Here is a 23,931-nt window from a genome sequence, read left to right as displayed (position 1 = left end):
ATCAAAGCATGCTACCAGCCCATATTAATAAAGCGATTAGAAAAACCACCTGATAATATATTGCCTTCGATATATTTTTAATAATAGCTCTTTTCATACTTTCAAATGTTTAGAAGTTGTATACTTCTTAGACACTATCTTTTTTTAATAGGTTGGAATAAAAAATTAAAAAATATACTTAAATCTGAAACCTACTTCCCAAATCGTTGGTCTACTGTCAAAATCCGCCTCTGACTTAGTGATTGAGTTTATTGCCTGCCTAACCTGAGGCATGATAGACAAAATATATTTTTCATCGAACTCATAACTAAACTCTGAGCCAAGTAATCCACTAATCTGATAGGTTTTATACAAGCTTTCACTACCCGCATTCATTGTTAATTTCTCAAGGCCTTCACCCTGATCATCGAATGTATTCTTAATGAGTATGTTATTAGAAATACCACTCAGTACGGTTACATTAAACTTACGATCTATAAGTACATACCCCGCTTGAATAGGCACCTCAAAAAGCTCATAAGTATTCACCACCTCATATGGCGATGTAAATAAATACTCGGTGCCCGCATCATCATTCTGAAGGCTATTAAAACTTTTCACAGTCTTCTTACTTTCATCTTTTCCGGCTACACTATAACCTGATGTAGCAATTACATTTGATGTACTACTAGATTGTTGCTGCTGGTAGCCAACACCACCTTGCACCACCCACCTCTTGGCAATCTTCGTACCAACATTAACTCCCACATTCATACTCTGACCGCTACTTTCTCCTCCAAACACAGGGTTACGCTTATAATTAATGCTATTTCCTTCAAAATTCATTTGAGCCACACTAGCTCCTCCTACACCGCCAGTATTAGGATCAAATTTACCTGCCGAGAAATTAACTCCTGCCCACATTTCCTTCGCTTCATTTACCTCTTCTTCTTGAGCTGGCGCGTAAGAGAACCAAGGTACCATTTCCATCTCTCGATTTAATAAAGATGAATCAACCTCTAGCATAGCAGAACGAGAATCTAATAAAAGAGGCACCTCATCTCCCTTATATTTTAAATATGATTTACCAGCTCCATTTCCATGTTCAGCGCTAACTTCAGCATCTTTACTATTTCTATTTCTTACCGCGTAAGCTCTGTGTACATCATCATTCACACCTATAGCATATGGTTTATTTACAGCTCCATCTGAGTCTAACATTATATTTCCACCATATTTCATTCTCCCTACAGTACCATTATTATACGCTATATTATTAACCACTAAATTGTTTACATCCCCTAAGTCTTGCGCTTCTTTCAACTTATAATTTCTCATAATCCGAGAGGTATATACACCCTCTCCTTGTTCTTGCTGCAAGTCAGAGAAATTATTTTCTATTGACGGTGTAGCAGCTATATTTCCTTTATCATCACCAACAGAATTAAGCTGTAACTGTCCCCTTTCTTTCTTATGATCAGTTGTTACACTACTCACACTATTTTCTCCATGAGGGGCTGCTACATCGCTAAGCTCTTTGCTTGTTATTTCAGCGGCTTTTGTTTCATCTACGAAGCGAGGGCCATTTGTGCTCGTTAAATTATCTCTAGAAGATTTCGTACCTGCTTCTAAGTTGGAGTTAGTGGTTACTGGTTCAGTAATTACACTAACCATATCATCTTCCACATTAGCTTCAACTGTACTGTTATTCCCCAACAGATTGTTGTTATTTCCATCAATCTGTTGTCCTTTTTCTATATAATATTTATAAGTCACAATTCCCGATACCGATAGAGCAAAAGCAATAGAAGCTGCTGCCAATATCTGAAAAAACAAAAGTCTACGTTTTACCTTTTCATTATCAGCATGAAGCACGTTCATCTCTATTTTCTCCCAAACATTATCGGAAACATCAATTTCTGCATCATTAAATGCATCGGCCCATTGATTTTCAAATTCCGTTCTATCTTGCTTGTCCATAGCTAAGTTTATCTTCTCGTTCAAATTGCTCTTTCAAGAGCGACTTCGCTCTTGCGTATTGAGATTTAGAGGTTCCCTCACTTATCCCCATCATTTCAGCTATTTCCTTATGCGCATAACCTTCTATTGCATATAAGTTAAAAATAGCCTGACACCCCGCAGGCAATGCCTGTATCATTTTCAAAAGTTCTTTAAAATGAAAGTCTGCCAATGAAAAACTACTCTCCTCATGCAGTTTCACATCATTAACATCCGTCATTGGAAATAAATACAATTTGCTCCTCTGGTGGTTGAGCGCTGTATTCACTACAATTCTTTTTATCCAAAAGTCGAATCTGGATTCTCCTCGAAAAGTCGAAATCTTATCAAAAATTTTAATAAAAGATTCCTGAATCACATCTTCAGCCTCCTGATCTGACTTAGAATAGCGCATAGCAACAGCCATCATCTTTTTTGAATAAAGATCATAAAGCTGCCTTTGAGATTTTCTATCTCCCTTACAACACCCGTCTATTAGTGCTTTTTCAGAATTCATTAATAATAATTAGCTATTCGCGCTGTTATATATGACACACCTTATCTTATTAAGGTTGTAATGGATATCTTAGTAATAAGATATAAAATTAAATACAAATATTATCCCATGATCAGACTCCTCTTTCTTTTTACGTTTTTCAGTTCAATATTATTTAATCATACGCCCAATAAATTAGTGGCAAAGAAGCTTCTATACAAAGACGCCACCTATGAATTTGAAATAAGAACAGTACAACTCTACCCACAAGGAGGAACACTAGCTGAAACAGCCCCAGCAGCAGCAGCTATTAATAACAATAATTTAGTATTAGAATTTGACGACCTGGTAGAGTCTCAAGAGAATTATAGAGTGAAAATTATTAAGTGCACCAGTAGCTGGCAACCCTCCCGCATAAAAAGCCTAGACTATCTCTATGATTACAATGAGTTCAACATTAACAATTACCAATTATCAGTAGACACCAAAATAGCATATGTGCACTACACCTTTAAAGTGCCACAGGTTAAATTACCTGGAAATTATTTACTGGTAGTTTATAGAGGTAGTGATGACAGCGACCTTATTCTGTCCAAAAGGTTTATGATTTATAGTAATCAGGTTGGCATTACGCTTAACAGCAATTTAGTGGGACTAACTTCAATGAAAAGGACTAATCAACAATTAGATTTCACGATAAACTACGGTGATTATCCATTACAAAATCCAATGCAAAATATTAAAGTAGTCTTAAGACAAAACCAGAGATGGGATAATGCTATCACTGACTTAAAGCCATCTGCTATTAACGATATTAATAGCGAATTAGAATATAAATTTTATAATTTTCAAAATAACTTCCCTGCAGGAAACGAGTTTAGGTTCTTTGACATGAAAAGCCTAAGATATCCGGGGCAAAATGTGCAAAAAACAAACTTAAGAACAAGACCTTCCACTGTGGAAATAATGGTGGATAAGCCAAGAGAGTATCAAAGATACACTCAATATGATGAGTTAAATGGTAACTATTATATAGCCAATACCGATACTGGTAATGGTAAAACACAATCAGACTATGTCACTACTCAATTTACCTTACAACCAGATGCACCTATTAATGGAAATGTTTTTGTAATGGGAAAAATGAATAACTGGTCTTTAGACAACCCTATGAAATACGATGAACAATCTAAAAGTTACAAGGGAGAAATCATATTAAAGCAAGGCTATTATGATTACCAGTACTATGTAGAGAGTGACAGCGCTAATTATAATTATTTGGAAGGCAACCATTTTGAGACTGAAAACGAATATGAGATATTGGTTTACTATCAACCGCCAGCGCTAAGAGGAGATTTACTTATTGGCTACGCTCATTATGTAATGAACCCTGTAAACAAAAATTAGAAAGAGCAAAAAAATTACGCTTAGTCTAAGACTAAGCGTAATTAAATTCATATTTAAGAACCCTATTATTTGGGTTGGAATTAGCTACATCTAACATTCCGAACCCTTTATGGGTAAATTTTCCAAGACCGCAGTTAAACACAAATTCTTGTACTTCCTTAGCCGCATATAACGTAAACGGAAAAGTATAGCCTCGCACTTCATATTTAACATCCTGATCATAAACCGGATATATACGTGCAAACTTCTTCTGGTTAGAAGTTAACCTCGAGATATATGCCTTATCAGGAACTAATTGAAATTTATAAAAATCAGATATTTGTTCATCAGTGTACATGCCTGCATCCTGCATGCGCTTAATAGTAGATTCATATAATAAATCTGAAAAGCTATCTGTTTCTGGCGGAATAAAACGTTTAGCCGAGCTATCGTTAAAAGATGAATTCAAAATTACTAATGGAGATATGCAGATAAATTTCACTGAATCTTCAAACGTAACACTTTCTTCTAGCTCAACCATTTCTGGCTTTAAAAACAATCCTCCTAGCTCCACTTGCTCAAACTCAAACAAGTTCATTAAAAAATAGTCAATAAATTCCTTGCTAGGACTTGAAAGCACTAGAGTAACACGGGAAGAATAGTAATGAAGCCCTTTACGGCTAATCTTAGTCTGCCCCTTTAATCCGGAGAAATTATAAAAAGCATAATTAATAAACTTCTCATTGCCTCCTTTCACCAAAATACCCTTTATTAACTGAGCCAGTAAATATTGATGGTGAAATGGAACGTGATTTCCCCTATTTTTTAATACAAAAATTATTCGAACTCTCAACTTGACCTATATTATAGACAAAAAATCAGGGCTTTATATAAAACCAACTTCTTAACAAATAACTACTCATCTGGTTAGAAAGAAGTTGACCGAATAATCTTAAGCCAGATTATTATGGTTAAAAAAATATTTTACTAAAAATAATGTATAAAATCTTATTCTAAAAACTGATGTAATAATTATTTCATTCATTACTTATAGATCATAGACCTAAACTAACAAAATAGTCTGGTCTTATACAAATATAATATTAACCAAAAGAAAATGAGCCTTTTAACAACATAAAGCAACTTTTTTATTGCAAATTGTTAAAAGACTCATTAAAACATTACATACTATTATAACATAAAAGCATGTAACATAATTTACTTTTTATATGTTTTTAGGATTATTCCTACACATTAAATCTAAAATGCATTATATCTCCATCATGAACAACATATTCTTTCCCTTCTACGGCCACTTTTCCGGCCTCCTTACAAGCTGCTTCTGTTTTAAACTGTTGATAATTATCTAATTTTATAACTTCAGCTTTTATAAAACCTCTCTCAAAATCAGTATGAATCACTCCTGCAGCTTGAGGAGCCTTCCATCCTTTTTTTATCGTCCAAGCTCTAACCTCTTGTACGCCTGCAGTAAAATATGTAATTAAATCCAATATGGTATAAGCTGCTTTTATAAGCTTATTAAGCCCAGATTCCTTCAAACCATATTCTCCTAAAAACATGGCTCGCTCATCAGGGTCTTCCAATTCGGCTATCTGCGCCTCTATTGATGCTGAAACAACAATAACCTCAGCGTTTTCATCTTTTACAGCCTCTTTCAATTGTTCGGAAAACTGATTTCCATCTGGCAAGGCAGTTTCTTCCACATTAGCCACGTAAATAACAGGCTTAGCGGTCAATAGGTGCAAGTCAGCCACAGCTTTCTTATCCTCTTCGTCAATCTCTAAACTTCTAGCATTTTTACCAGACTCCAAACAATTTTTATATTGCTCTAAAATGGATAGTTCTTTTTTCGCTTTAGCATCTCCACTTTTTGCGATTTTCTGAATCCTTAGAATTTTCTTATCCACAGATTCTAAATCCTTCAACTGTAACTCCGTATCAATAACTTCCTTATCAGTAACAGGATTTACCCTACCATCAACATGAACAATATTATCATCTTCAAAACATCTTACTACATGCGCTATTGCATCAACCTCGCGTATATTTGCTAAAAATTGGTTACCTAACCCCTCTCCCTTACTAGCTCCTTTTACCAATCCTGCAATATCTACAAATTCCATTGTAGTAGGCATTACTCTCTGTGGATTAACTAATCCCTCAAGCACCTGCAGCCTGTCATCAGGCACAGGAATTACACCTACGTTAGGCTCAATTGTACAGAAAGGAAAGTTTGCTGCCTCTGCCTTATTATTTGATATCGCATTAAACAAAGTAGATTTGCCCACATTTGGCAATCCAACTATTCCACATTTCAGTGCCATTAAATTTTAGTTTTCTGAGTTTTAAATACAGTATAACTTCTATACCCCTGATACAATTCGGAAAACGATACCCTTATTACCGTATAAACTGGTATGGCCAATATCATACCTGGTATCCCTGCTATAGAAGCGCCTGCAAATATAATTATAAAAATCTCCAAAGGATGCGCTTTTACACTCTTTGAAAATATTAAAGGTTGGAGAAATATATTATCAACTATCTGTACTGTAGCGAATACAGAACCAATTTTCAAAATTAAAAATAAGTAATGGTGAGTGGTAGTAAGATCATTTCCTGTTGAAACTCCTACTATAACCCCAAAACAAGCCCCCAATAACGGACCTAAATAAGGAATTAAATTAGCTACTGCCGCAAATAGTGCAATAGTAAGTGCATATTTTATCCCTAATATGCTAAGCCCTAAAGAAGCTATACTAAATATGGCGAAAATTTGAAAAAGCAAACCAATTAGATAATTAGAAAGCAACCTTTCTATTTTGTTGTATGCTGCTATCGTTACCTCAAAATATCTATTAGGAACTAAACTTATTAGCTTCTTTCGCATAGAGCCCATCTCATAAAGCAAGAAAAACGAGATGAAACTAACTGCCAATATTCCAACTAAAATGCTTCCTGTAACAGCAATTATATCATTAATTACGTTTCCAAATTGCACATTAGATATTATAGTAACTATGTTCTCTTTTAAATTATCAACAATAAAACCATTTTCTTTAGTGGTGAGGTTATTATTGATCAAGAATATCTCTACATTTTTTAGAGGTGCACTTAGGTTATTATAAAGTTCTTGATAGTTAAGTCTAGATATCACTTCAATCTGCTCTGATATCAAAGGGATAAATAAGATTACAAATGATGTTAAAAACATCACTAGTATAATATAAGAAAATATTACCGCTATTAGACGAGGAACTCTTAACCCCAAGAATTGAGTATTGGCAATATATTGTGTCAGTGGCCTAAGAATACTACTGACAACTATTGCTATTACCGTATAAATAAATATATCAGAAAAGAACCAGCTTAGAAAAATTAAAGCACCAATAGCTAAAAACAAATAAAACAAAGGCTTACCTGACATAATTCTATTTTTAACAAAAATAAAAAAAGCCCTTGAAATTCAAGGGCTTTTTTAATGTGATAATTATTTAACTTAATCCCATCTAAGCTCGGTATCCATTTCCGAACCGTTTCTTTCTAGGGATTCCTCTTCATCATCTAAAGACCTGTCAAACTGTGTAAAATCAACATCAGGTAGCAATTCATCTTTAACATGATTGACAGTGTTGTTCAAGGCATCTACAAATTTGTTGAAATCTTCCTTATAAAGGAAAATCTTGTGCTTTTCATAAGTAAACCCATCATCCTTGTACCTTCTTTTACTTTCAGTAATTGTTAGATAATAGTCATTCGAACGCGTTGCCTTTACATCGAAGAAATAAGTCCTTTTTCCTGCACGTACTCTTTCAGAAAATATCTCCTCTCTTTCATTAGTATTATTCTCTTCCACAATCCTAATAGTTTAGTTTACATTAATTGCTTATACTTTACATAAATCCGAGTTAAATATAGTATAATAATTGCGTTTAATGCAAGTCTATATTTATTAATTGTAAAACAATTTAAAATTTAAATCGTTTACCCACCAGTTTTTAGTTTCTTTATATGCTAATAATCAATGAAAGAGATGCAAATAGACTTTAGTGAATCAAAAAACATAGGAAACATAGAATTTCTTGCTCGCCAATTGGTCGAAGGCTTTATTACTGGATTACACAAGTCTCCATACCATGGTTTTTCAGTAGAGTTTGCAGAGCATCGTCTTTATAATAATGGTGAAAGCACAAGGCATATAGATTGGAAGGTTTATGCAAAAACGGATAGGCTATATACCAAACGGTACGAAGAAGAAACAAATTTAAGATGTTTGCTAGTTGTTGATAATTCTACATCTATGCATTATCCTAAAGAAAGCAAAGCTAAAATTAAATTCAGTTTGCTTTGCGCTGCTGCTATAGCCACACTACTACAGAAGCAAAGAGACGCTGTAGGACTAGCTACGTTCTCTGATCATATTGATTTACTCACTCCTGTAAAATCAACATCTGCTCATTTACGTAAAATCCTTACCATTATGAATGAGCTTTATGAAGCTGAAAATGTACAGCAGAAATCTGCGGTTGCTAACATACTACATCAGATAGCTGAAAGAAGCCATAAAAGATCGCTAATCATTATTTTTAGCGACATGTTTGACTCCGAAGAAGATTCAGAAGCGTTATTCAAAAGCCTGCAACATTTAAAACACAAAAAACATGAAATCCTGCTTTTTCATGTCTCGGATAAAAGCACAGAATACAACTTTGAATTTGACGAAAGGCCCCATGAGTTCATAGACTTAGAGACCAATGAAAAAATAAAACTGCACCCTTCTGAGGTGCAAAGCTTCTATACCGAAAAGATGGAAGCATACTATAAAGATCTGAAACTTAAATGCGCGCAGTTGAAGATCGATTTTATTGAAGCTGATGTTAACAGTTCTTTCGATGAAATACTAAATGCCTATTTAATCAAAAGAAGTAGGATGTCATAAAAAAGGCAAAATTGATATTATACAATTTTGCCTCTTTTCCTATTCGTTATGCAACCATTCTTTCTTGGCTATCAATTCCTCCTCACTCTCTTCGTAATCAGGATCCGGAACGCAACAATCTACTGGGCATACAGCTGCACATTGTGGTTCCTCATGAAACCCCGTACACTCGGTACACTTCCCTGGTACTATATAATAAAACTCATCGGAAAGAGGCTCTTGTTCCTCTTTACCTTCCATTACACTACCATCCTCTAATTCCACCTCAGTCAGCTCGGTTCCTCCGCTCCAATTCCATTCCAAACCACCCTCATAAATTGCAGTGTTAGGACACTCTGGTTCGCATGCACCACAGTTGATGCACTCGTCTGTTATCATTATTGCCATTCAAGTAGCTATTTTTTTATTTCTTTCAATCTTATTTTGAATCTTTGCAAAAGTAATAAGTAAATATTACCTATCAAACGCATAACGCAAACGTTACTATAAAGGTTTATTAGATGAAGATTAAGGAAAGATTAGAAGCTTTTATTGAATTAGGAAAACAAATCAATGCTCTATCCGAGAATACTCTTGCAAATTTAACGATTCGAGCAAGAGCAGAAAATAGCTGGTTTACTGAAGATAATATCAAAAATGCGTTAGTAGGTATTGCTTACATACTCCATGAAGAAAAACTCTATGAGTGGGTTAACAACTATGAGATTAAAGACCAGCAACTTAAAGTTGGAGTCGTGATGGCCGGCAATATTCCATTGGTAGGCTTTCATGATTTACTCACGGTACTCATAAGCGGCAATAAACTATTAGCTAAACTAAGTAGTAATGACAGAGTTTTAATGTCTTTTATTATTGATACACTCATCTCCATTAACAGTAAATTCAAAGAATTCATAGAAGTTAGAGAAAGACTTAATGATATGGATGCTGTTATTGCCACTGGCAGCGACAACTCAAGCAGATATTTTGATTACTACTTCTCAAAATATCCACATGTAATTAGAAAAAATAAAACTTCAGCGGCCATATTAACAGGTAACGAAACCTCTAACGATTTAAAAAGTCTAGGAAAAGATATATTCCTTTATTATGGTTTAGGCTGTAGAAACGTATCAAAGCTATACATTCCTAATGGATACAATTTCAATAATTTTTTTGAAGGAATTGCCCTATATGAAGATGTAATACACCACCATAAGTACAACAATAACTATGACTATAACAAATCAATTTATTTGGTAAATGGCATTAAGCATTATGACAATGGTTTTTTAATGCTAAAAGAAGATGAGCAAATGGTTTCACCTATTTCAGTACTCTACTACGAATATTATGATAACCTAAACAATCTAAAAGATAAGCTTAACACTAACGAAGCTAAAATTCAGTGTATAGTAGGAAAGTTAGACAATATCAATTCAAAAGCTTTTGGAGACGCTCAACTTCCAGCAGTAAATGATTATGCTGACAATATTGACACCATGTCATTCTTAGTAAATTTATAACAGTTTTATATAAAACTTTAGCTCACCACATCCGCCATTAATTAAAGTATAAAATAAAACAGGCCAGTTCAAATGAACTGGCCTGTTTTATTTTATACTTATTATTCTTTATGGTTGTTGTCCTCTAAGTATTTCAATCCAACCATTGTAAACTCCTTCACCTGTATCTACTTTATAGAAATAAACTCCATCAGACAGTTCTCCCCCATCCCAATTATTTTGATAGTTTTCATCTCTATACAACTCCTTACCCCACCTATTACTAATAATTAGCTGAACATCTTCATCAGGCAAATTCCTAATATAGAATACATCATTCTTACCATCATTATTTGGAGTAAATATGTTTGGAATAAATATGTCCGTATTCAATGGAACAAGTGCATCTAATACAATTACGCAACCTGATTCATCTGTAACTTCCACTTTATATCTACCGGCAGGAATTTCGTTGTATCCCATCACATAATCAAAGTTACTATTCACTCTTACAGTATCGTAATCAGTAATGAATGATTGACCCGGTAATGCCGCAGAATCCAATTCTATTCTAGTTAAATATGCTGGTATACCTCCTGAGAAATTCAATACATCAAAAGATCCAGTATACCTATCAGGCAAAGAACTTGTTTCGTTACCAATATGCGCAGTTAATCTTCCTGGCACTAATAAATTTTCAGGATGTCTATAAACTATTGGATCCGGACAAGTCGATTGGAATTGACTTAATCTCAAGATATACTCCGCATTAGCATTCAAAATAGTTAAATCTTCAAACAATTTCTCATTATCTAAATTAGGAGAGAAAGCTGGCGGGCTAAAAATAGCCACGTTAGTGTTTCTGTCTAATACTTCAAGAGTAAATAATTCAGTAGGATCACTACTTCCTTGTATATCTGATAATAGTAGATCAAAGCTATTATTTTCAGCATTTGCACAAATCAAGTTATAGTCAAAAGAAACTTGATTAGGCCCTCCATTAAGTGATTGAGTAACCTTACTTGGACAGTAAGCATTGCTCGATGGATCAACAGTTATATTGTAAATCCCCGCGTACAAACCAGTTAACACTTCTCTACTTCCATCATAGTCATTATCCTGATATATTATATCGCTATCATCATTACCTTCTGTCACAATTAATACAAATGGACCTGGTACTCCTGATGCGCTAATAGCAAACCCACCATTCGCTCCTGAACCTGAACAATTTGGATCTTGCACATCTGAGATTGATATATTTACTTCATTTGGTGCTACAAGATCATAGTCCTTTGTAACCTCACATCCTATATTATCTCTTATATAAACTGTGTATAGTCCAGATGCCAACTGTTCAAATACACCATCACTTGCAGTATTGAATGGACGATAATTAGTAGGGAAACCAAATGCCTCTGCTATAGCAATCTCCCATCCTGTTCCAGTTCCTCCTGTTGGAGGATATTGTACAGCGATTACTCCATCAACACTATTACATGCAGAAACACCGGTAACGTCCGCATCAAAATCTATTTGTGGATTAGCATTTTGTAAATCAACCAACAGCTCAAATGGACAAGGGTCATTAGCATCATCACCAATTAATAAACTAATCTGCGTATCACCAGGAATTAACCCTGTATACTCAAACTCTGAGCCAGCCAAAGTACCTGCGATAGGAGATCCATTAACTGCATAATAATAAGGAGCATTTCCGCCAGATGTCACACGTACTGTCACTCTACCACTCGCATCACCATAACATTCAGGGCCTACAATACTTCCAGATACTATTTCAGCAACAACAGTAGTTTTCGGAGCCAATTTATATGATCTACCGTCATCACAAAGCTCTCCGGTAATTACATCTCTAACTGTATAAGTATATGTCTCTGGAGATAAGTTATCAAATACTACCAATGAAGGTTTGGTTGCCTGAGAACTAAATGGATTACCCTGCGTATCAAACATCTCAACAAAATAAGTACCGGAACCACCTTCTATATCGAATGACAAACTTCCTTTGTCATTATTTTCACACGTAGGTCTCACAGCTATAGGCTCAATCTTAGTAAATGCCCCACAGCCAGTTCCTCCGCAACCACCGGGTCTTGAAACAAGGTAAGTTTCGGAATCACTACACCCAGTATTAATATCGGTAACAGTTACAGTATAATTACCAAAGTTAGATAAAGTAGCTAAGTCTTCAGTTGATGCAGTGAAGGCAGGGCCAGTCCAAGTATACGAATAATTGCCAGAACCTCCAGTTACTGTTAAATCAATAGCACCATCGCTACCTCCACATGAAGTAATATCTTGAACTAACGCACTGAGAGTAAATGTAACTGGAGCAATTAAAGTCACATCAATATCCTCAACAGTTGAACAGCTACCTATTGTAAGACTGATGTTATTATATTCACCTGCTGGTAAATTATCTATTAAGGCCAAACCTGATGCGATTGATACAGAATTAAAAACCATAGGATTAGCATTCTGATCAACATAATCTAAATCATAGATACCGTCACCTACATTATTAAAGGACAGTTGTATAGATCCATCGGCATTAGTACAACTCGTAGGGTCTGTCTTACCATCAAAAGTAATAGATATAGCAGCACTAGAAGTTAACTCAACACTTATATCCTCAATTGAAGTACAGCCTGCAATTGTCAAAGTAATATTATTATAAATGCCTGCAGACAAACCAGTCAATTCTGCCTGATTGGCATTTACCACAACACCTGTAATAGTCTGCGCATTGTTATTATCATCAATATAGTCAAAATCATAAGTCCCATCCGGAACATTTGTTAAGTCAAGCAATATTGAGCCATCGTTAACTCCACAACTCGATGGATTACTAGAACCTGCTAACGTCAGATTAAAGCTAACCGGACTATCAAGCGTTACATTCACTAAATCATTGTTAGTACATGCACCAATAGTAATTCTAATATTATTATACTCGCCTGAAGCCAGTCCTATCAAAAGAGCAGAACCCGTATTTACATCAACACCAACTATAGTCTGAGTACTCCCAGCTGCATCATCATACATGAAATCATAATTTCCATCCGGAACATTACTTAATTGTAATTGGATTTGACCATCTGTTGCTCCACATACTGAAGGATCTATTTTATTATCAAAACTTATGCTAAATGGCACTGGATCAGATAAGAATACATTTAAGTTATCATTAGTAGTACAGTTACCGACAGTTAAGGTAATATTGTTATAAGCTCCTGCACCCAAACCAGTTACTCTAGCGATCCCAGATGTTACTTGCACAGCAGGAATTGTAGCTATATTACTAGCACCATCGACATAATCAAAATCATAAACTCCATCAAGCAAATTAGTTATGGTAAACTCTAATTCACCATCATTTGCACCACAGCTAGATGGATCTTGAAGGTCAGTAATAGAAATTGAATAAGGAACAGGATCAACTAATATCTCACTTATATCTTCTCCACTAACACAACTTCCAGATTGTATTGTTATTTCATTATACTCACCAGCAGGCAATCCATTTATTATTACAGAACCTCCGGTTAAATTTACATCTGAGATAATTTGAGGATCATCAAGCGCATCTTTATAATTAATATCATAAAGACCATCTGATAAATTAGCTACCGTTAATTCTAATGAGCCATCTTGTAAACCACAATCTGTCGGATCTGTTTTACTGATAGCTGTAATTGATGGAGCTGCAGGATTATTTAAAATAACATCTACATCATTACTAACACAAGCACCTATTGCTAATATTATATCATTGTAAGTTCCGGCTGATAGTCCAAGTATTTGAGCTTCTCCAGATACCACAGGTACATTACTAATAGTAATCACATCATTTGAAGCATTTGTATAATTAAAATCATAATTACCATCTGATACATTAATCAATGATAAGTTAATCTGACCATCATTCGCTCCACATGAAGTTGGATCATTGAAAGAACTAATGCTCAAAATAGGTGAAGCTGGATCGCTTAAAGTGACATCCACATCACCAAGAGTAGTACAATTACTTACATTAACCCGAATGTTATTGTATACTCCTGCATTCAAATTGGTAATTATTAGAGTATCCAAATTAACAGTTTGTGATGATAGCGTTTGAGTAACGTTATTTACATCTTCATACAATACATCAAATACACCTGTTCCTAAGTCTTCAAATCTTATTGTAATACTTCCATCCGTAGCACTACATGTAGATGGATGAGTTGAATCCACCAATGTAGCGTTTACATTTAGAAGTTCATATGCAAATGAAATTCTAGATAATTGATCTCCTTCAAAATATTGCAATTCATAATCATATGCTCCAGACTCTATACAAAGTAAAGCGGTATAAGTCGTGTAAGGGTGTTCAACATCAGGGTCTAGATCTGTACTATTTATCTTATCTAAAGTAATTTCTTCTCTTGTTGCTGGCTGCCCCATCCTACGTCTAAAAAACTTCACCCCATCATCTGCTCCTATAGTAAACCTATAAAGGCCTGCCGTTAATGACTTAGTCATTTTAAATGATAATGCGAAATCATCAGCGTAAGATCCACAAACGTTATTACCTTCTATTGGGTCTGTCCCTAGGTTTAAATCAAACTGATCGCTGGCATTATCATAAGAAGAATTAACATTATAGCTTCCCATATCCACTGATGTAACATACCCTCTGTAGTCTGCTATATCAAAAGAAGGAAAAGGAGGAAAAGGACTACCAGAATTGTCATAAACATATGCTTGCCAAGTTAAGAAAGTATAAATATCAGGAACCCCTTGTGGATTGTTGACATCAATTGTCATCGTACTCACTGCATCAGGACAGCTACCATTTGTCAGGGCTGATAAAGTAAAGTTAAGAGTCTTCCCTCCATCACTTACTGCTGGAGTATATATAGGGTTTAATGCGCCCGCATCACTAAATGTACCTGCTCCATCTGTAGTCCAAAGTAAAGTACTGTAATCGCTTGCCGTAGATATATTGACTCTAGATGCAAAATCAAAAGGTTCATAGGTACATGTTATTCCATTATCTCCTGCATCTGCCGTAGCACCAACATCTGAAATAGTCACCAATAAATCATCACTATTCCCTGGACATCCATTAGACGGTGTATCAGACGTTAATGTCAAAGTTACTGTTGTTGTAGCAATATCAGATGCGCCTGGTGTATATGTGGCATTTGCATTGTTTGGATCATCAAAACTTCCATCACCAGATGTAGTCCATAAGCCTGTGGTAACTATACCTGAAACTTGCCCCGATAAGACTGCTACTCCATCCGTACATATAGTCTGATCATTGCCCGCATCAACAATTACCCTATCTATAGTTACTGTCATTGATGAAGAATCAGCCAAGCACGGGCCTGAAGGATCATCTGTAACTAGCGTAAGTAGCACACTTCCATTAATTATATCATTAGCCCCTGGAGTGTAAGTAGTCGAAAGATTAGCCCCATTTGCAAAAGTACCATCTCCACTGGTATTCCAATTCGTAGCCGAAGCGCTACCTCCAATTGTACCATTCAAAGTAACTATGTCACCCTCACATATGGTTTGATCGGCTCCAGCATCAACTTGAACAGCATCATATATGTCTATTGCAAATTGTTCAATATCATCAGAGCATCCTCCATTGCCCAACACAGTGTTAGTAACAATATAAGAACCTGCGGTACTTGATGCTAAATCAATTTGACCGGTAGTAGCATCTATGGCTATACCGGCAGGTGATACTGTAAAAGTACCAGCTACTCCCCCATTTAAATATACAGGATCTATTGTTCCTGCAGCATTACAAAACTCATTATCATTATATTCAAAGTCTGCTACTGATTCTTGATCAATAGTAATCACGAAGTCAAAACTAGCTTGATTACATGCTCCATTAGCTGCTACAGTATTCGTAACAGTATAAGTTCCAGGTGTTGAATTGATTAAATCAATTTCCCCCGTTGAACTATTAACGATTAACCCAGCTCCTGACGTAAAGGTACCAGCCGCTCCTCCATTAATAAATGTAGGCACAGGGTTAGAATCATTATTACAGTAGGTTGAACTAGCATAAGAAAATTCCGCTGATGGTTGCGCTTGCAGAGTCACCTCAAAAGATGATACAGCATCAGGACATCCTCCTCCAGAAATAACGGTATTTGTTATAGTATATACGCCAGCAGTAGAAGCCGAAAGGTCAATTTCTCCTGTTGCCGAATTAAGTATTAAACCTGACGTAGATGAGAATACACCTGCTACTCCACTGTTCACATAAACCGGTGATGGATTAACTCCTCCTAAACAATAAACTGAATTATCGTAATTAAAATCTGCAACTGGTGAAGTTAATACCTCTATATTAAATGTATAACTCACTTCATTACATGATGACGTGGCTGGTATCGTATTCGTCACAATATATGTACCGGGAGTACTAGATGATAAATCAACTTCTCCTGTGGAACCATCTATTACTAAACCTGTAGTTGAAGTAAACACCCCGGCTTGCCCTCCATTAATGAAATTAGGTAATGGATTTGCTTCACTTTGACAATACTGTGCCTGTGCATATTCAAAATCAGCCACAGGAGCTGAAATAATTTCAACATTAAAATTATATACTGCATCTGCACAACTACCTGCACCAGCGACTGTATTACTAACTGTATAAGAACCAATAGAGCTAGCTGCAAGATCAATTTCCCCAGTAGCACCATCAATTGATAACCCTGCTGGAATTGCAGTAAATGTTCCTGCTATACCATCATTTAAAAATACAGGCAATTGATTTGTTCCGCCTGCGCATAAAGTGGCCTCGCTATATTCAAAATCCGCAACAGGTGATGTTATTACCTCCACAGTATACTGATAGCTAACTTCAGGACAAGTCCCGCTGGCATTTATTGTATTTGTAATCACATAAGTCCCTACATCACTAGCCGAAAGATCAATCACCCCAGTGTTCGTATCCAGCGACAAACCTGTTGTTGAAGTAAATACTCCGCCAACTCCACCATTTATAAAATTCGGTGATGGATCAACATCACTTTGACAATATTGATTAGCAGCATACTCAAAGTCAGCCACAGGAGACGAGATTAATTCTACGGTAAAAGAATAATCAACAGCAGGACATCCCGCTGTTCCTGAAACAGTATTGGTAATAGTATAAGTACCTGCAGTACTTGTATTTAAATCTATTTCTCCAGTTGTAGGGTTAATATTTAAGCCTAAACCATCAGCCGTGAAAGTTCCTGCTATACCACCATTATTGAAATTGGGAGATGGATTTGTCCCTCCCAAACAGAATGGTGAATCAGAATAATCAAACTCTGCAGACGGAGTACCTATAATCTCTACTGTATAACTATAACTAGAAGCATTACATGTTCCATTTGCTGGTAAAGAATTTATAACCGCATAAATCCCTGGAGTACTAGAAGCCAAATCTATCACCCCTGTAGCATTATTTATACTTAATCCTGCACTAGAACTAAAAGAACCCGACACTCCGCCATTTATAAAAACAGGAGCTGGATCCGTATCACTCTGACAATACTGATTTTGACTATATTCAAAATCTGCTATTGGCGAGGAATTAATTTCAATATCAAATGTATAAATCGCATCAGGACATGTTCCGGTTCCTGTTACAGTATTAGTGACAGTATAAACACCTACATTCGATGCGGATAAATCTACCTCACCTGTCGATGCATCTATTACCAAACCTGAAGTAGAAGTAAAGATACCTGCCTCTCCATTATTAATAAATGAAGGAAGCGGGTCTATATCGCTTTGACAATATTGTAATTGTGCGTATTCAAAATCGGCTATTGGGTTTCCTAGTATTTCAATTGTAAAATCAAAAGACACCAACGGACAGGTACTATTAGCAGCAATTGTATTTGTAACTGTATACGTACCTGCAGAACTAGCACTTAAGTCAATTAATCCAGAATTTGAATCAATCACTAACCCAGAACTAGAAGTAAATGTACCTGCAACACCACTATTGATAAAGCTTGGTGTTGGATCTGTTTCACTTTGACAATATTGTGCTTGAGCATATTCAAAATCTGCAACAGGCGAGTTGATTAACTCAATAGTAAAAGTATACTCAACTCCTGGACAAGAACCGGAAGCTGCAATAGTATTCTTTACTTCGTATGTTCCGGCTGCATTGGCCGCTAAATCTACTTCTCCTGTGGTAGAATTAATTATTAACCCTCCATCGGCAGAAAAAGTACCGGCCACTCCATTATTAATAAATGTAGGCACAGGATTAGTACCAGCTCCTAAACAATAAGGAGAATCATCATATAAGAAATCAGCAACGGGGGCCGACAATATTTCAATGCTAAAAGAGGCAGTAACATCATTACAAGTTGCTCCTCCATTTACTGTATTCTCTACTACATAATTACCCGGAGTACTTGCTGATAAATCTATATCTCCTGTGGAAGGATCTATTACAAGACCTGAAGTAGATGTAAAAGTACCCGCAACTCCTCCATTAATGAAGTTAGGAGAAGGGTCAATGGCACTTTGACAATATTGTATTTCAGTATATGTAAAATCAGCAACAGGAGCATTTATAATTTCAATATCAAAACTTGCCACAGCAGTAGGACATGCCCCACTGGCTCCTACTGTATTCGTAATTGTATAATTCCCCGCAACAGCAGAAGATAAGTCTACCTCTCCTGTCGCAGAATTCACAGAAAGTCCACCTGATGCTGTAAAAGTACCAGCTACTCCTCCATTGATAAAACTAGGCACGGGATTGGCCCCACCTAAACAATAGATAGTTTCTGCAAATTGAAAATCGGCCTTTGGTGAACTAATTATCTCTACTGTAAAATCATATGAAGAAGAAGGACATGTGCCTCCTGAATTAACTGTATTTGTAATGATATAAGTACCTGGAACCGATGCACTTAAATCTATAACTCCACTTGCATCAATACTTAAACCTGAAGTGGAGCTAAATACACCTGCAATACCTCCGTTTATAAAATTTGGAGAAGGATCAGCATCACTCTGACAATATTGAGATTGCGAATAATTATAGTCTGCTACTGGTGATGGTATGATCTCAATATCAAACGTAAAAGTATTACCCGAACATGTACCATTTCCTGCAACCGTGTTAGTAATGGTATAATTACCAACTGTGCTAGCAGACAGGTCTATAGTTCCTGTACTAGCATCAATTACTAATCCTGAAGTAGAACTGAATGAACCAAGTTGTCCTCCATTAATAACTATAGGTGTAGGATCTGTCTCCCCCTGGCAATATTGTATTTTTGTATATTCAAACTCTGCACTTATTGGAGATGAAATTTCAACAGTAGTCGTATATATTACATCAGAACAAGTTCCTGTAGAAGAAATTGTATTAACAACATTATAAACACCTGGTGAACTCGTTGACAAATCGATCTCTCCCGAAGCAGCATCTATAGTTACTCCTGCATCTGCGCTAAATACACCTGCTACTCCACCATTAATAAAATTAGGCACAGGGTTAGCAGCATCTATACAATAAGGAGAAGATGCATATTCAAAATCAGCAATTGGTGAAGCGATTACTTCAACAGTAATTGAATGGCTTTCTTCAGGACAGGTAGTTGTAGCACTAATCGTATTAGTTACAGTATAACTTCCAACAGCACTAGCAGATAGATCAATTGTTCCCGTTGCTCCATTTATGCTTAAGCCTCCAGGAACAGCAGTAAATGTACCAGCACTTCCTCCTGTACTATATATAGGAGATGGGTCTGCAGCTCCTTGGCAATATTGAGCATCAGAATAATTGAATTCAGCAATTGGGGCTGCTTGCAATGTTATACTAGTCTCATAAAATACCACTCCACATGCACCAGTACCATTAATGGTATTCCTTACGGTATATGTCCCTGATAAACTATTAGCTAAATCTACCTCTCCAGTAGTTGAGTTTAATATTAAACCTGAAGAAGATGTAAATGTACCTGCTACTCCTCCATTTATAAATGTAGGAGCTTCATTTCCTCCACCTAAACAATATGGTGAATTACTATATTCAAAATCTGCGATAGGTGCTGCCTGAATTGTAATAGAGAAAGTAGCATCTATTTGGCTACATGCACCAGAGGCCAAGATTGTATTGGTTACAATATAATTACCTGGTGATGACAACGTTAAATCTATCACTCCTGATGTAGCATCTATAACAAGCCCTGAAGTTGAGCTAAAAACACCTCCAGTACCTCCGTTAATAAATGTAGGAGTTGGATTTGTATCCGATGTACAATATGCTGTTTCTGCATACTCAAAGTCCGCGACTGGGGCATCCTGTATTTGAATAGAATAATTATAAGAAACCTCAGAACATGAACCAGAAGCAGCAATTGTATTTGTTATAGTATACGCACCCGGTGTGCTATTGGCTAAATCAATTTCTCCTGTGCTAGCATTAATAGATAAACCTGGAGTTGATGTGAATGTACCGGCTACTCCTCCATTTATAAATGTTGGTGAGGGATTTATATCCGAAGAACAATATGACGTTTTATCGTACATGAAGTCTGCTACTGGTGCAGCTTCAATAGTTAATGCAAATGTTTCGACATCATTTCCACATGCTCCTGTACCCGTAACGGTGTTAGTAACTGTATAATTTCCAGCTGCACTTGCCGACAAATCAATTAATCCAGAAGAGGCGTTAATCACTAATCCTCCAGTGCTTGCCGTAAACGTACCTGCTACACCACCATTAATAAACTGGGGACTAGGGTCAGTGTCCGAATTACAATAAGTAGATTGTGTATATTGAAAATCAGCAACAACCTCATCTTCAATTATAACGGTTGAATTAAAAGAAGTTTCAGGACATGTAGCTGTAGCGGCTATTGTATTAGTTATTGTGTAAGTGCCTGCAACACTAGAACTCAAATCTATTTCTCCTGTGCTTGAATCAATAACTAAAGAGGCTGAACTCGATGTGAATGTTCCGGCTACTCCTCCATTTAAAAATGTAGGAAGTGGATTTGCATCTGTTATACAATAAGGTGTACCATCATACATAAAGTCTGGCACTGCCGACTCCTCTATATTAACAGTGAAATCGTAAGTAACTACAGGACAACCGCCTGCTGCGGCTATTGTATTTGTAACAACATATGTACCTCCTGTACTAGCGGATAAATCTATCGTTCCTGTTGAGGCATCTATTACTAAGCCCCCTGAAGAAGCCGTAAATGTACCTGCTATTCCTCCATTTAAAAATGTTACAGATGGATCAGTATCACTATTACAATAGCTGGCACTTGAATATTCAAAATCTGCAACTGGAGGTTCTGTTATAGTTACATCAAACGTATAAAATACTTCAGGACATGTAGCTGTAGCGGCTATTGTATTAGTTATTGTGTAAGTGCCTGCAACACTAGAACTCAAATCTATTTCTCCTGTGCTTGAATCAATAACTAAAGAGGCTGAACTCGATGTGAATGTTCCGGCTACTCCTCCATTAATAAACGTAGGAAGTGGATTCGCATCTGTTATACAATAAGGTGTACCATCGTACATAAAGTCTGGCACTGCCGACTCCTCTATATTAACAGTGAAATCGTAAGTAACTACAGGACAACCGCCTGCTGCGGCTATTGTATTTGTAACAACATATGTACCTCCTGTACTAGCGGATAAATCTATCGTTCCCGTTGAGGCATCTATTACTAAGCCCCCTGAAGAAGCCGTAAATGTACCTGCTATTCCTCCATTTAAAAATGTTACAGATGGGTCGGTATCACTATTACAATAGCTGGCACTTGAATATTCAAAATCTGCTAACGGAGGTTCTGTTATAGTTACGTCAAACGTATAAAATACCTCAGGACATGTAGCTGTAGCGGCTATTGTATTAGTTATTGTGTAAGTGCCTGCAACACTAGAACTCAAATCTATTTCTCCTGTGCTTGAATCAATAACTAAAGAGACTGAACTCGATGTGAATGTTCCGGCTACTCCTCCATTTAAAAATGTAGGAAGTGGATTTGCATCTGTTATACAATAAGGTGTACCATCATACATAAAGTCTGGCACTGCCGACTCCTCTATATTAACAGTGAAATCGTAAGTAACTACAGGACAACCGCCTGCTGCGGCTATTGTATTTGTAACAACATATGTACCTCCTGTACTAGCGGATAAATCTATCGTTCCTGTTGAGGCATCTATTACTAAGCCCCCTGAAGAAGCCGTAAATGTACCCGATATTCCTCCATTTAAAAATGTTACAGATGGATCAGTATCACTATTACAATAGCTGGCACTTGAATATTCAAAATCTGCAACTGGAGGTTCTGTTATAGTTACATCAAACGTATAAAATACTTCAGGACATGTAGCTGTAGCGGCTATTGTATTAGTTATTGTGTAAGTGCCTGCAACACTAGAACTCAAATCTATTTCTCCTGTGCTTGAATCAATAACTAAAGAGGCTGAACTCGATGTGAATGTTCCGGCTACTCCCCCATTAATAAACGTAGGAAGTGGATTCGCATCTGTTATACAATAAGGTGTACCATCGTACACGAAGTCTGGTATAGATAATGGTTCAATATTTACCACTACACTGCCATTCATATCAACTTCCTGACAATTAGCATTATCAGCCTCAATTGTCAACACATCACCATTATTAAAGCTACCACTTGGCAATGTTAATGATATAGCATTTCCTGTTCCTACAACCATTGTAGAACCAACTAATGCACCGTTTACTTTTATAGTATATTCTACTTGTTCAGGTGCAGGTGGCACTTGGCTACCATCTAAGTCTAGAATAACATCTTCATTCTCACAAACTGTAATTGAAGAAGGTGTGACAATATTATAAATATCTATTACAGGATCTTGTATTGTAAATGAATTCGTTGCTCCACAAATGGAATTAGGATCATCTACCGTTATAGTATAAGTCCCTCCAGGCAATCCAGATGCTCCTATTACTGTAGATATATCTATCGCAGAACCATCTGTAGAGCCACTAAAAGGCAATTCTGGTAATCCATTATTTGCAGTTATTGTATAGTTTAAATCATATCCTATATCAAGTGATCCACCACCTACAGTAAAATCGATCGTTCCATTCGGAGATATACATGATGTATTATCAACAGTTGTATTATCTGTTATTGTTATATCAGATAATGCATACAAATTTAGAGGATCATAACTATCAAGAGGCGTACTTATTGCATCATCGTCATCAGACATAAATAAATCATACGGAGGCGTATCCGTTTCATTACCAAAAGGAAGTCCATTACCATTATCATCAAAACGCCAAGTATTTCCAACGGAAATCCTCCTAATAGGACCTTGACTTCTAGGCCCAAAAATACTAATATTTAGAGCTCCACCAGAAGCACTTAAGACTGTAAATTCAATATAACCATTCTCTTGGCCATCACATGGATGCGACACAAAAATATCTACACTAAATGATGAAGATGGACTAGTATAATTAAAGGTTTGCCCGAAAGTTGAATTAGCAACTCCCAAGAAAAAAGTCAACAAAAACAGTGACCAAATTAACTTCTTCATAACGACAT

Annotated in this window: 11 protein-coding genes; 3 read left to right on the top strand and 8 right to left on the bottom strand. The window is 36.2% G+C overall.

From position 1 onward, the window contains the following. Positions 1–165: 165 nt before the first annotated feature. Entirely contained in the window at positions 166–1,959 is a 1,794-nt protein-coding gene (locus ACXACQ_RS13090) for a hypothetical protein (protein WP_474976396.1), read from the bottom strand. Further along, complete coding sequence (locus ACXACQ_RS13085) at positions 1,943–2,494, bottom strand: RNA polymerase sigma factor (protein ID WP_474976395.1); 552 nt, start codon at positions 2,492–2,494, stop codon at positions 1,943–1,945. The genes ACXACQ_RS13090 and ACXACQ_RS13085 overlap by 17 nt, the downstream gene beginning before the upstream one ends. 177 nt (positions 2,495–2,671) lie before the next feature. Between ACXACQ_RS13085 and ACXACQ_RS13080 the strand changes: the two genes are divergently transcribed. Next, the gene (locus ACXACQ_RS13080; RefSeq protein WP_474976394.1) at positions 2,672–3,880 is read left to right on the top strand and encodes a type IX secretion system plug protein; all 1,209 of its coding nucleotides are present in this window, start codon (positions 2,672–2,674) and stop codon (positions 3,878–3,880) included. 31 nt (positions 3,881–3,911) lie between these two features. Here the strand turns inward: ACXACQ_RS13080 and cas6 are convergent, their stop codons facing one another. The 4 genes from cas6 to ACXACQ_RS13060 all read right to left on the bottom strand — a co-directional run bounded on the left by cas6 (position 3,912) and on the right by ACXACQ_RS13060 (position 7,736). Next, positions 3,912–4,712 carry a CRISPR-associated endoribonuclease Cas6 gene (gene cas6 / locus ACXACQ_RS13075; protein ID WP_474976393.1) on the bottom strand — a complete coding sequence of 267 codons (801 nt, stop codon included), beginning with the start codon at positions 4,710–4,712 and terminating at the stop codon, positions 3,912–3,914. 394 nt (positions 4,713–5,106) lie between these two features. After that, positions 5,107–6,204, bottom strand: coding sequence for a redox-regulated ATPase YchF (gene ychF / locus ACXACQ_RS13070; RefSeq protein WP_474976392.1), 1,098 nt, complete (start codon positions 6,202–6,204; stop codon positions 5,107–5,109). Beyond that, a complete protein-coding gene (locus ACXACQ_RS13065) occupies positions 6,204–7,307 on the bottom strand; it encodes an AI-2E family transporter (protein WP_474976391.1) in 1,104 nt (367 codons plus the stop codon). Before ACXACQ_RS13065 ends, ychF begins: the two co-directional genes overlap by 1 nt. Before the next feature lie 72 nt (positions 7,308–7,379). Continuing rightward, the gene (locus tag ACXACQ_RS13060; RefSeq protein WP_474976390.1) at positions 7,380–7,736 is read right to left on the bottom strand and encodes a DUF3276 family protein; all 357 of its coding nucleotides are present in this window, start codon (positions 7,734–7,736) and stop codon (positions 7,380–7,382) included. A 168-nt stretch (positions 7,737–7,904) separates the two neighbouring features. Here ACXACQ_RS13060 and ACXACQ_RS13055 point away from each other — a divergent pair, with 168 nt between their 5' ends. Further along, positions 7,905–8,819 (top strand): DUF58 domain-containing protein, encoded by a 915-nt coding sequence (locus tag ACXACQ_RS13055; protein ID WP_474976389.1) that lies wholly within the window; start codon positions 7,905–7,907, stop codon positions 8,817–8,819. 39 nt (positions 8,820–8,858) lie between these two features. Here the strand turns inward: ACXACQ_RS13055 and ACXACQ_RS13050 are convergent, their stop codons facing one another. Then, the gene (locus ACXACQ_RS13050) at positions 8,859–9,206 is read right to left on the bottom strand and encodes a 4Fe-4S binding protein (RefSeq protein WP_474976388.1); all 348 of its coding nucleotides are present in this window, start codon (positions 9,204–9,206) and stop codon (positions 8,859–8,861) included. Positions 9,207–9,319: 113 nt separating this feature from the next. On the opposite strand from ACXACQ_RS13050, the gene ACXACQ_RS13045 reads away from it, so the two are divergent. Next, positions 9,320–10,324 carry an acyl-CoA reductase gene (locus tag ACXACQ_RS13045; RefSeq protein WP_474976387.1) on the top strand — a complete coding sequence of 335 codons (1,005 nt, stop codon included), beginning with the start codon at positions 9,320–9,322 and terminating at the stop codon, positions 10,322–10,324. Between the two features lie 108 nt (positions 10,325–10,432). Here the strand turns inward: ACXACQ_RS13045 and ACXACQ_RS13040 are convergent, their stop codons facing one another. Continuing rightward, complete coding sequence (locus tag ACXACQ_RS13040) at positions 10,433–23,923, bottom strand: T9SS type B sorting domain-containing protein (RefSeq protein WP_474976386.1); 13,491 nt, start codon at positions 23,921–23,923, stop codon at positions 10,433–10,435. Positions 23,924–23,931: the final 8 nt, after the last annotated feature.

The sequence above is a fragment of the Fulvivirga sp. AWR4_260 genome (assembly GCF_056158185.1).
This window is presented reverse-complemented; position numbering and strand designations above follow the sequence as displayed.